At 67.4% G+C, this 15,504-nt stretch carries 13 protein-coding genes and 1 riboswitch; of the genes, 3 read left to right on the top strand and 10 right to left on the bottom strand.

Annotated features, from left to right (window positions below):
- Window positions 1-147: 147 nt before the first annotated feature.
- Window positions 148-2,121 carry a methylmalonyl-CoA mutase family protein gene (locus V5F26_RS16815; RefSeq protein ID WP_394055285.1) on the bottom strand — a complete coding sequence of 658 codons (1,974 nt, stop codon included), beginning with the start codon at window positions 2,119-2,121 and terminating at the stop codon, window positions 148-150.
- A 134-nt stretch (window positions 2,122-2,255) separates the two neighbouring features.
- Entirely contained in the window at window positions 2,256-2,492 is a 237-nt protein-coding gene (locus tag V5F26_RS16810; protein ID WP_394055284.1) for a GlsB/YeaQ/YmgE family stress response membrane protein, read from the bottom strand.
- A gap of 260 nt (window positions 2,493-2,752) precedes the next feature.
- Here V5F26_RS16810 and ccrA point away from each other — a divergent pair, with 260 nt between their 5' ends.
- Both ccrA and rpsA read left to right on the top strand, forming a co-directional pair.
- Window positions 2,753-4,024 (top strand): crotonyl-CoA carboxylase/reductase, encoded by a 1,272-nt coding sequence (gene ccrA / locus V5F26_RS16805; RefSeq protein ID WP_234052344.1) that lies wholly within the window; start codon window positions 2,753-2,755, stop codon window positions 4,022-4,024.
- A gap of 426 nt (window positions 4,025-4,450) precedes the next feature.
- Window positions 4,451-6,154: a 30S ribosomal protein S1 gene (gene rpsA, locus V5F26_RS16800; RefSeq protein ID WP_234052343.1), complete on the top strand. Its 1,704-nt coding sequence runs from the start codon at window positions 4,451-4,453 to the stop codon at window positions 6,152-6,154.
- 343 nt (window positions 6,155-6,497) lie between these two features.
- On the opposite strand, the gene V5F26_RS16795 is transcribed toward rpsA, so the two are convergent.
- From V5F26_RS16795 to V5F26_RS16765, 7 genes are all read right to left on the bottom strand, one after another.
- Window positions 6,498-7,244, bottom strand: a complete 747-nt coding sequence (locus tag V5F26_RS16795) for a carbonic anhydrase (RefSeq protein WP_394947340.1) — start codon at window positions 7,242-7,244, stop codon at window positions 6,498-6,500.
- Between the two features lie 182 nt (window positions 7,245-7,426).
- Entirely contained in the window at window positions 7,427-8,050 is a 624-nt protein-coding gene (locus V5F26_RS16790) for a thiamine phosphate synthase (protein WP_394947341.1), read from the bottom strand.
- A gap of 4 nt (window positions 8,051-8,054) precedes the next feature.
- Window positions 8,055-8,834: a thiazole synthase gene (locus V5F26_RS16785; protein ID WP_234052340.1), complete on the bottom strand. Its 780-nt coding sequence runs from the start codon at window positions 8,832-8,834 to the stop codon at window positions 8,055-8,057.
- A 28-nt stretch (window positions 8,835-8,862) separates the two neighbouring features.
- A complete protein-coding gene (thiS, locus tag V5F26_RS16780; protein WP_394947342.1) occupies window positions 8,863-9,081 on the bottom strand; it encodes a sulfur carrier protein ThiS in 219 nt (72 codons plus the stop codon).
- Between the two features lie 5 nt (window positions 9,082-9,086).
- Entirely contained in the window at window positions 9,087-10,274 is a 1,188-nt protein-coding gene (gene thiO / locus V5F26_RS16775; RefSeq protein WP_394055275.1) for a glycine oxidase ThiO, read from the bottom strand.
- Window positions 10,265-10,361, bottom strand: a riboswitch (TPP riboswitch). It overlaps the preceding gene by 10 nt.
- A gap of 78 nt (window positions 10,362-10,439) precedes the next feature.
- Window positions 10,440-11,852: a M48 family metalloprotease gene (locus tag V5F26_RS16770; protein ID WP_445329404.1), complete on the bottom strand. Its 1,413-nt coding sequence runs from the start codon at window positions 11,850-11,852 to the stop codon at window positions 10,440-10,442.
- Between the two features lie 101 nt (window positions 11,853-11,953).
- A complete protein-coding gene (locus tag V5F26_RS16765) occupies window positions 11,954-12,796 on the bottom strand; it encodes a thermonuclease family protein (RefSeq protein WP_509210523.1) in 843 nt (280 codons plus the stop codon).
- 264 nt (window positions 12,797-13,060) lie between these two features.
- Between V5F26_RS16765 and V5F26_RS16760 the strand changes: the two genes are divergently transcribed.
- Complete coding sequence (locus tag V5F26_RS16760; protein WP_394947344.1) at window positions 13,061-13,681, top strand: DUF938 domain-containing protein; 621 nt, start codon at window positions 13,061-13,063, stop codon at window positions 13,679-13,681.
- Between the two features lie 7 nt (window positions 13,682-13,688).
- Here the strand turns inward: V5F26_RS16760 and bla are convergent, their stop codons facing one another.
- Entirely contained in the window at window positions 13,689-14,576 is an 888-nt protein-coding gene (gene bla, locus V5F26_RS16755) for a class A beta-lactamase (RefSeq protein WP_394947345.1), read from the bottom strand.
- Between the last annotated feature and the right edge of the window lie 928 nt (window positions 14,577-15,504).

Raw genomic sequence — 15,504 nt, 5'->3', positions numbered from 1 at the left:
TATGGACCGTCGAGCGAGGTCCGGGACCCGTAGTCTTTCGCGCCGATCCCAAGGAGGTCGCGTCTCTGGAGGTCGCGCGTCGCCGGCACACAAAGAAAAGCGCCCGCCGGGAGGGGCGGGCGCTGGGATCGTCCGGGGGAGGGCGGATCAGGCCGCCTTCTTGGTCTCGCCGTCCACGATGGAGACGATGTCGGCCATGATGCGGTTGAGCTCGAAGTTCTTCGGCGTATAGACCGCCGCCACCCCGAAGCTCTTGAGCTGGGCCTCATCCTCAGGCGGGATGATGCCACCCACCACCACCGGGATGTCAGAAAGGCCCTCGGCCCGCATCCGCTCCATCACGTCACGCACCAGCGGCACGTGGGAACCGGAGAGGATGGAGAGACCGACCACGTGCACGCTTTCTTCCAGAGCGGCATTCACGATCTCGGCCGGGGTCAGGCGGATGCCCTCATAGACCACTTCCATGCCGCAATCGCGGGCGCGCACGGCGATCTGCTCGGCGCCATTGGAGTGGCCGTCGAGGCCCGGCTTGCCCACCAGGAACTTGAGCCGGCGGCCGAGCTTCTCGGAGACGGCATCGACGCCCTTGCGCACCTCTTCCAGGCCCTGCGTGTCCACGCGTGCGGCGCGGCCGACACCGGTGGGCGCGCGATATTCGCCGAACACCTCGCGCAGGCAAGTGCCCCACTCGCCGGTGGTGACGCCGGCCTTGGCGCAGGCGATGGAGGGATCCATGATGTTGCGGCCTTCCTGGGCCGCACTCTTCAGGTCCGCCAGGGCGGCCACCACGGCCTTGCCGTCGCGGGCCTCGCGCCAGGCCTGGAGACGCGCGACCTGTTCGGCCTCCACGCCTTCCGGCACGGTGAGGATGGCGCCTTCGCCGGTGGTGAGCGGAGAGGGCTCACTTTCGGTCCAGCGGTTCACGCCCACCACCACCTGGTCGCCACGCTCGATGGCCTCCAGCCGGCGGGTGTTGGACTCCACGAGAGCCTGCTTCATGTAGGAATTCTCGATGGCCGCGACGGCGCCGCCCATGGCCTCGATCCGGGCGAGCTCGGCGCGCGCCTCTTCCTTCAGCTCCTCGACCTTGCGGGCGATCTCCACCGAGCCGTCGAAGATGTCGCCATATTCGAGCAGGTCGGTTTCATAGGCCACCACCTGCTGCATGCGCAGCGACCACTGCTGGTCGAACGAGCGCGGCAGGCCCAGCGCCTCGTTCCAGGCGGGAAGCTGCACCGCGCGGGCGCGGGCCTTCTTGGAGAGCGTCACCGCCAGCATCTCGATGAGGATGCGGTAGACGTTGTTTTCCGGCTGCTGCTCGGTGAGCCCCAGGGAGTTCACCTGCACGCCGTAGCGGAACAGCTTCTGCTTGGCGTCGGTGATGCCGTAGCGGTTGACGCAGATCTCGTCCCACAGATCGACGAATGCGCGCATCTTGCACATCTCGGTGATGAACCGCATGCCCGCATTCACGAAGAAGGAGATGCGGCCCACCACCTCGCCGAACACGGGGCCTTCCGCCTCGCCGGACTTCTTCACCGTGTCGAGAATGGCGATGGCATTGGCGAGCGCGAAGGCCAGCTCCTGCACCGGCGTCGCCCCGGCCTCCTGCAGATGGTAGGAGCACACATTCATCGGGTTCCACTTGGGCAAATTGCCGGTGGTGAAGATGATGGTGTCCTTGGTGAGGCGCATGGAGGGCGCGGGCGGGAACACATAGGTTCCGCGCGAAAGATATTCCTTGATGATGTCGTTCTGGGTGGTGCCCTGCAGCTTGGTGCGGTCGGCGCCCTGCTCGTCTGCGGTGGCGATGTAGAGCGAGAGCAGCCACGCCGCGCAGGCATTGATGGTCATGGACGTATTCATGTTCGCGAGCGGAATGCCCTCGAACAAAGTGCGCATGTCGCCCAGATGGGAGATGGGCACGCCCACCTTGCCCACTTCACCACGGGCGAGGGGATGGTCGCTGTCGTAGCCGGTCTGGGTCGGCAGGTCGAAGGCCACGGACAAGCCCGTCTGGCCCTTGGCGAGATTCGAGCGATAGAGCTTGTTCGACTCCGACGCCGTGGAATGCCCCGCATAGGTGCGGAAAAGCCAAGGCCTGTCGCGGTCCGCCATCCGAAATCCCCGTTGTTCGTTTCTTGATGTCTCGCACGATTGTGCGTCGCGAAAACCGGCGCGTCGACGGGAAATTTTCCCCACAAGCGGCCGCCGGCCTGATGCTTCCATATGCAATTGGCAGTGGAGGCGCCTCAGCGCCTCACCAGCGAGATGACGAACAGCAGGATCACCGCGCCGATGGTGGCACTGATGATCTGCCCGACGAGCCCGCCCACCAGGAACACGTTGCCGAACAGAAAGCCGCCGATGAGCGCGCCCACAATGCCCACCGCCACATTGCCCACGAAGCCGAAGCCGTAGCCGCGGAAGACCTGGCCCGCCAGGAAGCCGGCGATGGCGCCGATGATGATCATCCACAAGATGCCCATATCCCTCACCCTCTCTTCGGTCCTCGCGGGCGGCCCCGCTCCGGCTTCAACGCATGGGGCCTCGCGCCGGCCTTGTCCAGTGGCATATGGCGAATGCGGGCCCTCCCGCGTGGCACAATATGGCAACAGATTGGCATAATGTTCAGCCGCAAGGACTATCGACTTGAAATCCTTCTCTGCTAGTTTGCACCGCGATAGGGGTGCCGCTGGACGCGACCGGAGAGTCCGCCAGGGGTTCGTTAGAGAGAGGACGGGACGCTATGGGCCAGACGGCTGCGGACGGTGCGGCGTTGAAAGATCTTTACGAGCTGGGTGAGATTCCCCCGCTCGGGCACGTGCCCGCGAAGATGTATGCCTGGGCCATTCGCCGCGAGCGGCACGGGCCTCCGGAACAGTCGTTCCAGCTCGAGGTGGTGCCCACCTGGGAGCTCGGCGAAAATGACGTGCTCGTGCTCGTGATGGCCGCCGGCGTGAACTATAACGGCATCTGGGCCGGCCTCGGCGAGCCCATCTCCGTGTTCGACGTGCACAAGGAGCCTTACCATATTGCCGGCTCCGATGCCTCGGGCATCGTCTGGGCGGTGGGCTCCAAGGTGAAGCGCTGGAAGGTGGGCGACGAAGTGGTCGTGCACTGTAACCAGGACGACGGCGACGACGAGGAGTGCAACGGCGGCGACCCGATGTTCTCCCCCAGCCAGCGCATCTGGGGCTATGAGACGCCGGATGGCTCCTTCGCCCAGTTCTGCCGGGTGCAGGCGCGCCAGCTCATGCGCCGCCCCAAGCACCTGACCTGGGAGGAGAGCGCCTGCTACACGCTCACCCTTGCCACCGCCTACCGCATGCTGTTCGGCCACCCGCCGCACACCGTGAAGCCGGGTGACTACGTGCTGGTGTGGGGCGCCTCGGGCGGCCTCGGCGTGTTCGGCGTGCAGCTGGCCGCTGCTTCCGGCGCGCACGTGATCGGCGTCATTTCCGATGAGTCCAAGCGCGACTATGTGCTGGGCCTCGGCGCCAAGGGCGTCATCAACCGCAAGGAGTTCAAGTGCTGGGGCCAGCTGCCCAAGGTGAACTCGCCGGAATACAATGAGTGGCTGAAGGAAGCCCGCAAGTTCGGCAAGGCCATCTGGGATATCACCGGCAAGCGCGACGTGGATATCGTGTTCGAGCATCCGGGCGAGACCACTTTCCCGGTGTCGACCCTGGTGGGCAAGCGCGGCGGCATGATCGTGTTCTGCGCCGGCACCACCGGCTTCAACATCACCTTCGACGCCCGCTATGTGTGGATGCGCCAGAAGCGCATCCAGGGCTCGCACTTCGCTCATCTGAAGCAGGCCTCCGCCGCCAACGAGTTCATCGTCGACCGGCGCGTGGACCCCTGCATGTCGGAAGTGTTCCCGTGGGATCGCATCCCCGAGGCGCACACGAAGATGTGGCAGAACAAGCACGCCCCCGGCAACATGGCGGTGCTGGTGAATGCGCCCCGCGCGGGCCTGCGCACCTTCGACGACGTGCTGGAAGCCTGCGGCGGCTGAGCCGTTCCGCTGTCTTCGGTTTTGAGCCGCCGCGTCCTTCCCGGGCGCGGCGGCTTGTTCTTTTTCAGCTGGCTGCGCGCGAAGTCTTGCGCCCGAGCCTTGCGCTGAAGCGGGTTTTCGATTATCTGAGCCAAATTCGAGGCTGCGCTCCCGAAAAGCTGGGAGCTACTAGGGTGGGACAGGGTTCGCGGGATACGCGCCCTGATCGTCGGAGGCTCCCCATCCAGGCTTTCGCTGAGCGCGCTTCGGTCCTGGGCCCGGATGGGCTGTCATCACATCATTGTCCGTGCCGTTCGGCCTCAGCGCCGGCCCGCCGATGGAACGTCGGCGGCCGTTTTGGCGTTCATCCCGCGGGAGAATGCCGGAACACCCGTTCGGTTCGGGCCTCGCAACGCGAGACGCCGGCGCAAGATTTCTGGAGTGTGAATGTCCGCCGTAGAAACCACCCGTGAAGATTTCGCCGCCCTGCTCGACGAGAGCTTCGGCCGCGCCGACGTCAGCGAAGGTGCCGTCGTCAAGGGCATCGTGGTCGCCATCGAGAAGGATCTGGCGATCATCGACATCGGCCTGAAGACCGAGGGCCGCGTGGCCCTGCGCGAGTTCGCCGGTCCGGGCCGTGAGAACACCCTCAAGGTTGGCGACGAGGTCGAGGTCTATCTCGAGCGCGTCGAGAACGCCATGGGCGAGGCCGTCCTCTCGCGCGACAAGGCGCGCCGCGAGGAGAGCTGGGTCAAGCTCGAGAAGGCGTTCAACGCCAACGAGAAGGTCTTCGGCGTGATCTTCAACCAGGTGAAGGGTGGCTTCACCGTGGATCTCGACGGCGCCGTGGCGTTCCTGCCGCGCTCCCAGGTCGACATCCGCCCGATTCGCGACGTGGCCCCGCTGATGCACAATCAGCAGCCCTTCCAGATCCTCAAGATGGATCGCCGTCGCGGCAACATCGTGGTCTCCCGCCGCACCGTGCTGGAAGAGACCCGCGCCGAGCAGCGTCACGAGCTGGTGCAGAACCTCGAAGAGGGTCAGGCCATCGAGGGCGTGGTCAAGAACATCACCGACTACGGTGCGTTCGTTGATCTCGGCGGCATTGACGGCCTGCTGCATGTCACCGACATCGCCTGGCGCCGCGTGAACCACCCGACCGAGGTGCTGTCCATCGGCCAGACGGTCAAGGTGAAGATCATCAAGATCAATCACGAGACCCACCGCATCTCGCTCGGCATGAAGCAGCTCCTGGGCGATCCCTGGGAGGGCATCGAGGCCAAGTATCCGGTGGACGCCCGCTTCAAGGGTCGCGTCACCAACATCACCGACTACGGCGCGTTCGTGGAACTGGAGCCGGGCATCGAAGGCCTGATCCACGTCTCCGAAATGTCGTGGACCAAGAAGAACGTTCACCCCGGCAAGATCGTTTCCACCTCCCAGGAAGTGGAAGTGCAGGTGCTGGAAGTCGATTCGGCCAAGCGCCGCATCTCCCTCGGCCTCAAGCAGACCCTCCAGAATCCCTGGGAGGCCTTCGCCGAGAAGTATGCGCCCGGCGCGGTGGTCGAAGGCGAGGTCAAGAACAAGACCGAGTTCGGTCTGTTCCTGGGTCTCGACGGCGACGTGGACGGCATGGTGCATCTGTCCGACCTCGACTGGAACCGTCCGGGCGAGCAGGTCATCGACGAGTACCGCAAGGGCGACATGGTCAAGGCCGTGGTGCTCGACGTGGACGTCGAGAAGGAGCGCATCTCCCTCGGTATCAAGCAGCTCGCCGGCGATCCCTTCGCCGAGGCTGGCGATGTCCGCAAGGGCGCTGTCGTGACCTGCGAAGTCACCGACGTGAAGGATGGCGGTATCGAGGTGAAGCTCACAGGCACCGATCTGTCGGCCTTCATCAAGCGTTCCGAGCTCGCTCGCGACCGCAACGACCAGCGCCCCGAGCGCTTCTCGGTTGGCGACAAGCTGGATGCCCGCGTCACCCTGTTCGACCGCAAGGCGCGCAAGGTGCAGGTCTCCGTCAAGGCGATGGAAATCGCCGAGGAGAAGGAGGCCGTGGCTCAGTACGGTTCGCAGGATTCGGGCGCTTCGCTCGGCGACATCCTGGGCGCCGCCCTCAAGCAGCGCGCCGAGGAAGCCAAGGAAGACTGATCTTCCAAGGGTGTGGTATATGGAAAGGGCCGGCGCGAGCCGGCCCTTTTCTTTTGCGCGGAGCCCAGTGGAACTGTTGCTGCCCCCAAACGGCGGCACTCACATGCTTGCCGGATGCTGGCCGTGTTCGCGCCGGAAGTCGGAACGCCAAGGAGCAAGGCGGGCAGGGCGGTTCCGCCCGTGCTCCGCCGCATTTCCCAATGCGAAGGCTGCCCTTCCGAGTGATGCCCGCGCGCAGCCTCCCCCGGGTATGGGAGGCGCAAGCATCCTGCCACCGGGTCCGGCGGAGGAGGTGTGTCGTCGGCTGCCAGCCGGTAGTTGCCCGGCGGAAATCCACCCACGCTCAATTGAGCTGGAGCAGGAAGCGGCGGTTGATGGCCTGGAGCGGGCGCGAGTTCATGGGGAAGATGGCGCGGAAGGCTTCGATATCCCCTTCAGCCACGCTGATGGGGGCGGCATAGACGTTCCAGTCTACCACCTCCGAGCAGGGCGGCGTGGTCAGGGAGCCTTCGTAGCGGTAGAGGCCCCGGGCATCCGGCAGGAAGGCGGTGGGGTCCATGGGCGAGGGCAGGGGAGCAAAGCCCTGCTTTTTCGGCGCGGCGGCCATCACGGCGGAGAAGGCGTCACTTTTCCCGCCGGGAACCATGAACACACCCACCACCAGCAGGCCGCCATCCTCGGCCGCATGAACGAAATGGGCCTCCATGGCGGTGCGCTTGCCGTCCAAGGCGTGTTCGCTGGGTGTATGGAAATGGAACTGGCGCAGGCTGTAGGTCTTGCCGTTCATCTCAGCGGTGCCGGCGTCGTCGGTGGCATCCAGCTGGATGGTGTGGCCGTTATTGACCACCTTGAAGGGCGCGCTTTTCCACGCAAGCTTCGGCCCGGCGGTTTCTGCCCGGACGCTGCCTTTGAGGTTGACCGGCGATTGCTGGGTGCCAATGGAGCAGGCCTGGAAGCCCTTCTCCAGAGAGCCCCAATGCTCCGGCGCCCCGGAACCCTCATAACTCCAATGGACGCTGTCGGCACGCGCCAGGCTGGCGCAGGTGGGGCAAAGGGCGAAGGCGGCGAGCAAGGTGCGGCGATTGAGCATTGATCCCCCCCGTTGGGTGTCGGTGCGCGGATTGGCCCGCGTTCAGCGGAACCCCGGGGCTGACCCTTCGGCGGCCCATGGGCTCCAGTGGCACGCTACCACGCGCAGCGTTGCGGTACGATGTCCCGCGCGCCTGCAAGGTGCCGTGGGTCTCTCCCAATTCCGTGAGGGGCTGTTGGGGCTCAAGCGCCCTGGCGTGCGAAGGCGTCGATCAGGGCGGTCATCTGCGCCCGCGGGTCTGTTGCGCGCATCACGCCACCCATGACGGCGAGCCCGCCCGCTCCCGCCTCGCGACAGCTTTTGGCATTGCCGACTTCAATGCCGCCGAGGGCGATCACCGGCACCGCCGATTGCTCGACAAAGGCACGCAGGCCCGCAATGCCCAGCGCCGGGCCGTAGCCGGGCTTGGAGGGCGTCGAGAAAACGGGGCTCGCGGTGATATAATCCGCCACGGCAGGCGCCGCCGCCGGATCGGCCGGCCGGTGGGTGGAAAGGCCCACGAGGGCGGAGTCGCCCAGCACCGTGCGTGCCCATCGCGGATCCGCGCCATCGGGCAGGTGCACGCCATCGGCGCGGGCCGCCCAGGCCAGCTCCGGCGTGCCGTGGAGCATCAGCACGGCGCCGAAGGGGCTGGTGGCCGTCCGCAGCCGGGCGAAAAGAGCGAGTTGGTCTTCCGGCGGCAGGTCTTTCTCCCGCAGGCTCACCCAGCGGCAGCCGCCGGCGCAGGCGGCCCCCACTACCTCCACCACATCGCCCTGCACCTGCCGGCGGTCGGTGATGAGGAGGACGGGCGGGGCGGGAAGCATGGCGTCAGCTTCCGACGAGGCCGAATTCGGGGCTGGACGCTTCGGCGTGCAGCTTCTTTGGAATGCGCCCGGCGATGCGGGCCAGTCGGCCGCCTTCGACGGCAGAACGGAAGGCGGCTGCCATGCGCACCGGGTCGAGGGCCTTCGAGACCGCGGTGTTGAGCAGCACCGCCGAGCAGCCGAGCTCCATGGCCAGCGCGGCGTCGGAGGCGGTGCCCAGCCCCGCATCCAGCACCACCGGCACCGGCGAGCGCGAGCAGATGAGCTCAATCATGTGCGGGTTGGCGATGCCGAGACCAGAGCCGATCATGGAGCCGAGCGGCATCACCGTGGCCGCGCCAAGGTCCGCCAGCTTCTGGCAGGTGACGGGGTCGTCGTTGCAGTAGGGAAGCACCACAAAGCCCCGGTTCACCAGCTCTTCGGTCGCCTTCAGCAGCTCTTCCACATTGGGGTAGAGCAGCTCGCGATCGCCGATCACCTCCAGCTTCACCCAGTCCGTTTCCAGCGCCTCGCGGGCCAGCTCGGCGGTAAGCACGGCGTCCTTGGCGGTTTGGCAGCCGGCGGTGTTGGGCAGAATGTGCACGCGGCCGGTGAGCAGGTCCGTCAGGCTCTCCTCATAGCCGGCCAGGCTGATGCGGCGGATGGAGGCGGTGGCCATCTCCGCGCCGGAGGCCTCCAGCGCATTGAGGAACACCTGCTGGTTGGGGTAGCCGGCGGTGCCCAAAAACAGGCGGGACTTGAAGCTGCGCCCGGCGATGACGAGGGGATCGGCAGTGGTGGTCATGGTTTTTCTCGTCTCCTCTCCCGGCCGGTCAGCCGCCCTGCTTGGCGGTGATGATCTCCACGGCGTCACCGGAGGCCAGGCGGGTGCCGGCCCACGCGCGGCGCGGCACCACCGCACCGTTCAGCGCTACGGCAATGCCCTTGCGCTCCACATCAAGTCCTTTGGCGCCGAGAAGATCCGCGACGGTGGCGATGGGGAGCGCCTCGTCGGCGCCGTTCACCTTCAGCTCAAGCGGGGGCGCATCCATAGGGCTCACTCCGCTGCCACCCGGGGCGCGAAGCGGCTCGCACGGAAGGGCTCGGCCACCTCGGCCATGCGGCCGTCCAGGAGAAAATCGGAAATCACCTTTGCCGTGACCGCCAGCAGCAGAATGCCGTTGCGATGGTGGCCGGTGGCGTAAATGAGCCCGTCCACCTCATCGGCGGGGCCGAGGATGGGCGCATCGTCACGGCTGCCGGGGCGGAAGCCCACCCATTGTTCGTGGATGGGCAGTTCCTCCAGCGCCGGCAAGGCGCGCCAGGCATAGGTGAGCAAGGCGAGCTGCCCGCCGGCGGTCAGGGAGGTGTCGAAGCCCTTCTCTTCCGTGGTGGCGCCCAGAATCAGGCGGCCATCGCGGCGTGGCACGATGTAAGAATGGGGCGCCCATATCACATGGTTCACCAGCGGCGCGGCCGGGTCCATGCGCAGGGCCAGCATCTGCCCCTTCACCGGGCGCACGGGCAGCGGCGCGGCGGGGGTAATGTCCACGCCCCGGCTCCAGGCCCCGGCGGCCAGGATGACGATGTCGGCCGGCTTCAGCTCCTCGCCCACAACCACGCCCAGCGCCTTGCCGGCCTGGGTGGCGACCCGGCTGACGGGGCTGTTCTCATGCAGACGAACGCCCGCGCGGGCGGTGGCGGTGAGCAGGGCGGCGACCACCTTGCGGTTGTCTACCTGATGGTCCTCGGCGCTGCGGATGGCGCCGGAAAGCTGGCCGGCCAGATGCGGCTCCAGGCGGCGCACGGCGGCGGCGGTGAGCCATTCCACCGGCAGGCCGAGGGAGGTCTGCAGCTGGAACAGGTGGCGCAGGCGGGCGGCATCGTCGGCCGTGAGGCCGATGGTGAGCGTGCCTTCGGTGCGCAGGTCCACGCTGATGCCGGCCTCTGCTTCCAGCTCGGCAGCGAACGCGGGCCAAAGGGCCTGGCTGGCGCGGTTGAGGGCGAGCAGGGCATCCTCGCCGGGCTCTGCCTCCGCGCAGGCGGCGAGCATGCCGGCGGCGGCATGACTGGCGCCGTGCCCGGCGGTTCCGGCCTCATAAATGTCGACCGAGCAGCCGGCCTGCGCAAGCCGCCAGCCCAGCGACAGGCCCATGACGCCGCCACCGACGATGGCGACGCGCGCTTGCGCCTTGAGCGGGCGCGAGACGGATGATGACGAAACAGGCGACGAGCTCTCGCTCATCGGCACCTCCCTACGCTGGCATGATCCAGACAGGTTCGATGGGTATGATCTCAGCCGCGTTGGCGCGCGGCACCCCAGGCCGTGGCGCGCATTATCCACGCCGCGTCGTGGATCGCAAGGTGGCTCACGAGTTTTCCGGCTGGCGAAGGCGCGAGGGCGCGCCGCTCATTCGGAGATGATCTTGACCTTGTCGCCATACTTCAGCTTGGCGCCGGCATCCAGACCGTTCAGCACCAGGAAGCGTTCCATGTGCTGGTCGGGCACCTGCATGCGGGCCGCGAGCTTGTCGGCCGTGTCGCCGAAGCCGACGGTGACCACGCGCACCCGCAGCGGCTTCACCGATTCGGCCTCGCCGGATGAGACGCGGCGGAAGGTGCTGGCGGCGGCGCGGAAGCGCTGGTCCAGCTCCGGCGTCAAATCACGGGCGGCGAAGATGAGGCGGTAGACATCCGATCCGAAGCGGATGGCGAACATGCGGAACGACCACTGGTCGCCCCGCGCGATGGCGGTGGCGGCGGTAAAGCCGTTCACGGTGAGGGTTTCCACCGTGTTGATCTCCACCCCGTCGATCCAGCCGGAGGAGAGATACTGAGCCAGCGACTGGTCGGGGCTCACCCGCACCGCGTCGAGCCGCAGCGCCTCGCGGCCGGAGCCGGTAGCGCCCAGCACGGCCTGGGAGGTGTTCTCCAGCGAGAAGCCCTCGGGCGCGGTGAAGGTGAAGCCCAGCTTGGGGTGGAAGAACTTGCGCCCGCGCACGAAGCCTTCCTTGGGGTCGTCGCCATAGACCATGCCGTCGATGGCCGAGAGGTAGGCGGCGCGGTCGCGCTCGCCATTGCCCGGGGCGGCATATTGGCGGGCATTGGCGATGGCGATGGAGATGCGCTCGGGCGTTGCCGGATGGGAGGAAAGGAAGTCCATGTCCGGCGTGGTGCTGGAGCCGCCGAGGCCGGTGGACTTCATCTCGGAGGAGCGGCCCATGTCGGTGAGGAAGCGCGAGGCGCCATAGGGGTCGAACCCCGCGCGGGAGGCGATGCCCACGCCGATGGCGTCCGCCTCCAGCTCCTGCCCGCGGGAGAACGAGGCCAGCGTGCGCTGGCTCTTCTGCATGGCGAGGGCGCCCAGGTCCGGGTCGTTCACGACGTCGGAGATGACGCGGCTCACCAGCACCGCCTGCTTCACCTGATCCTCGCGGATATTGGCATGGCGGGCGATGACGTGCGCCATCTCGTGGGAGAGCACCGAGGACATCTCTGAGGTGTCGTTGGCCAGCGCCAGCAGCCCGCGGGTGACGTAGAGCGAGCCGTCGGGCAGCGCGAAGGCGTTGATGGCGGGCGAGTTCAGCACCGTCACGCGGTACTTCAGGTCGGGCCGCTCGGACGCGGCCACCAGACGCTCGACCACCTGCTGAATGAGCGCCTTCAGCTCGGGATCGTTGTAGGCGCCGCCATAGCTCGCCACCAGCCGCTCATGCTCACGCCGCTGGGCCGGCGTCATGTCGGCATATTCGGACGCGGAGGAGGCGCTGGAGAGCGGCAGGCTCGCCTGGTCGAGATCCGCGGACGAACAGTCGGCGAGCATCAGCGCCAGGGGCAAGGCGAGGGCAAAAAGAGCCGTTCGCGGCCAACGCCGCGGCGCATCCCGCCGGAGCATGCTCGCGTTTCGGGCCTTTTCGCTCAACTTCAATCCTCGCTTCCCGTTCGGTCGCTCAGCCGCTCGATGTCGGCTTGCGACCGGATCATGATCGCCGGGCCGCCCTGTTCCCGCACCACGCCGCGCGCACGTATCCGTGCACCGCGCAGTATAACGGGATCTTGGCCTTGCCCCAAGATTATGGCGAAATCCCTGGTCGGCACCATAAGTGTGAAATCTCGCCGCCAGCTTTCACCGAAATTCAGATAGGTACGCTCGCGCCGGACGCCAACAGACAAAATTCGACCTTCCGTAACGGTATAAAGGCCCAGGCGGCGCGACATTTCCGCTTCGTCCGTTGCGGAAGCAATGGCGCCGTGCTCGGCCCACAGGCCCCGCCGGGCCTCGCGGGCCTGGGCCTCGGCCGAAAGCAGCGCGGCGGCGCAGGGGCCCTGGGCATCGGTGAAGGCGGCACCCGCCGCCACGAGAATCGTGGCGATGTCCGAGCCCGCGTCCGGCCCGTCGGTCATCACGGCCTCGCCCACCAGGCGCCCATGGCGATCGGTTTGCGCACGCGAGAATGTGATGGTCCTCCCTCCCAGGGCCGCCGTGACGGCGCCGCCGGCCGCCTCGATCACCTTGCGGGAGGGTTCCAGGCGTGTGGGCAATGCGATCCGGTCGGGTGCGAAATGCCGTCCGTCGTCGAGGGTGAGGCTGCCATCCGCGCCCAGGCCGGTGACGTGGGCCGTCTCCCCGGCGGCGGGGCGCGGGGCGAGGGCGCAGGTGGTGGCCTTTGGTGATGCGGCATGGGTACTCGCCGCAGGGCATAATCCCGAAATCAGCACAGCACCGAACAGGGCGCCGAGGCGGCACATCCGTGCGCTGGCCGACACCCTTGAGCCGGTGTGCGCGAGGCTGCCGTTTCGGCCGCTGGCGGTCGCACGCGCGCGCCTTGCAAGGCGTTTCGGGACGGACAGAGGCATGGGCATAAGGTACCGCATCGGGCGTCGGGGTTGAAGGTTCGGGCCCACCCTGCGTGTTCACCCTTTCTTACTGTCCGTTGCCGGCCGGTTGAGGAGGCGGGGCAGCTCAGGCAACATGGTGCCCGCGCTTGTCGCCGGGTGGGCGGCCGCGCTTGCGGCGAGGGGAGGGTGTTGGTGTCCGGTTTCGATGCTCAGGCGCGCTTGTCCGCGCCCTCGGTGGCGCGCAACCGCGAGCCCATCTTCGCGGTGCTGGATCCGCTGCTGGCGCCATCGGCCCGGGTGCTGGAGGTCGCCAGCGGCTCGGGTGAGCACGCGATTTTCATGGCGCGCAAGCGGCCGGATGTGGTCTGGCAGCCCTCCGACCCCTCGCCCGAGGCGCGCGCCTCCATTGCCGCCTGGGTTACCGCGGAAGGTCTTTCCAACGTGGGCGCCCCCCTGGCGCTGGATGCCAGCGCGGATGAATGGCCCGTGGGACCGGTGGACGTCATGGTGTGCATCAACATGCTCCACATCAGCCCTTGGGCGGCGACCGAGGGGCTGATGCGCGGCGCCGGGCGCCATCTGCCACCGGGCGGGCCGCTTTATATCTATGGCGCATTCCACCGGGCCGGGGTGCCCACGGTGGAGAGCAACGCGGCGTTCGATCGCGACCTGCGCCGCCGCGATCCGCGCTGGGGCCTGAGGATGCTGGAGGATATGGAGGCGTGCGCCGCCGCGCAGGGCCTCGACCTCGCCGAGATGGTGGCGATGCCCGCCAATAATCTCTCCCTGGTGTTCCGCAAGCGGAAGCCCTGAGCTCCCCCTACTGTAGGGCCGTGACCAACGCCCGCCCGACCTGGGCGATGACGGCATCCCGTTCCGCCAGGGAGAGGGAGGTTTCGCCGAGATAGATGGCGGCGACCACCGGGGCGCGGCCGGGCGGCCAGATGACCGCGATGATGCCCCGCGAACCGTGGTCCCCGGCGCCCGTGCGATCCGCGATGCGCCAGCCAGCGGGCAGCGCGGCTCTCAGCAGCCCGTCGGCCACGGCGTCCGCCTCCAGCCAATCGGTGAGCCGGCGGCGCGAGCCAGCGGAAAGAGCGTCACCCAGCACCAGGGTTTCAAGGCTCCGCGCGGCGGCGGCCGGGGTGGTTGTGTCCCGCGGGTCGCCGGGCGCCGCTTCGTTGAGGGCCGGCTCCAGGCGGTCGAGCCGCGTGGTCTTATCGCCGAGGGTGCGCATGAAGGCGGTGAGCCCCTTTGGCCCGCCGATCCGCGCCAAAATGAGGTTCGCGGCGGTGTTATCGCTCAGCCTTGTCGCCGCCGCGCAAAGGGCATCGAGGCTCATGCTCGCGCCCACATGCTGCTGTGTCACCGGCGCGTGGGGTACCAGGTCGGCGGAGGTGATGGGGATCTGCGTCTCCAGCTTTTCCGCACCGGCATCGACGCGTGCCAGCAGGGCCGCGCAGGCGAAGGCCTTGAAGGTGCTGTTCATGGCGAAGCGCTCGTCGGCGCGGTAGGCCCAGCTGCGGTTGCCGCCCGGCTCAAGGATCATGACGCCCAGCCGTCCACCGGCGCGCTTTTCGATGGCGCTCAGCGATGCCGCAAGGTCGTCAGCTCGCGCGGGGGAGGCGAGCAATGATAGCCCGGCCAGAAGCAAGGCGAGCAGGCCCGTCGCCATGACGCGGCGCGAGGGCGCCGGGCGACGGTCCATGGTCGGCGCATCTGTCATCATCCTGCGTTGACCTCGTCGACAGTGTTTGCCGGGGCGCTGTGTGCTTCGCCTTTGGGCTTGGGCATGTGCGAAATGCCCCCTTTGGCCTCAGGAGGTCGCGCGGATTGGCCGGATAAGCGGGGAAAGTGACGCGGGAAGGGCGCCGGGCCCAGCTGGTCGCGGGCGCGCTTCACCGTTTCGCCGTCATGCTCGCGGCACCTGAATATCGCAGCATCCCGAATGCCTTGGGCCGTTGGATGGCGCCTCAACACGGGACGTCGATTGGCCTTCATGTGTCATGGGCCGGACGCGGCAGATGCTTTCCAGCAGGTGCCCCCGAGCGTTTCCGCGTGAAGCGGGAACCGGCTTGTGCGAGGGACGCGCGCGAAAACAAGAGGCGAGGCTGCCTCTGCGTCTCGGTGAAAACTGAAGCTGCCCCGCCCCCGGTGACACAGTTGTGGGCTAAGGCCCGCCCCGGGGGGCGTGCCCGGGCCATGGACGCGAGCGGAGCCCGAGTCCCCGCGTGCGTGAGTCGAATGGTTTGGTGTCCCCGGCGTGACTCGAACACGCGACACCAGGTTTCATCCCACCTCGGCTTTCGCCGCCGCCGGGCCATTGGCACCGGCGTTCGTGGTCTGGACTATCCCTTCGCCATGGCCCGCACATGCAAGGCTTTAGGCGCCGCCCGTCTAGTCTCTACACCTTCCTTCGCGGAGCCGGCGCGAGGCCGGGCCGGAAGGCTTGGCTCGGGATTGGCATGGCCGGAAGCGACATTCCGGGCCGAAGCTTTCCCCGACTTTGAGCGGATTCACACCGGACGTTTCCGCCACGGGTGCCCAATTTTCTAGGAAACCTGTGCTCTATCCTGCTGAGCTACGGGGACCTGTCCCTCATATACCGGCGCGCCAGCCGCCGCGCCAGCCGGAAT

Origin of the sequence: Xanthobacter variabilis, assembly GCF_043831965.2 — a bacterium.
Classification (GTDB): Bacteria; Pseudomonadota; Alphaproteobacteria; order Rhizobiales; family Xanthobacteraceae; genus Xanthobacter.
Note: the sequence above shows the minus strand (reverse complement) of the source record. Positions and strands in the feature narration are given on the sequence as shown.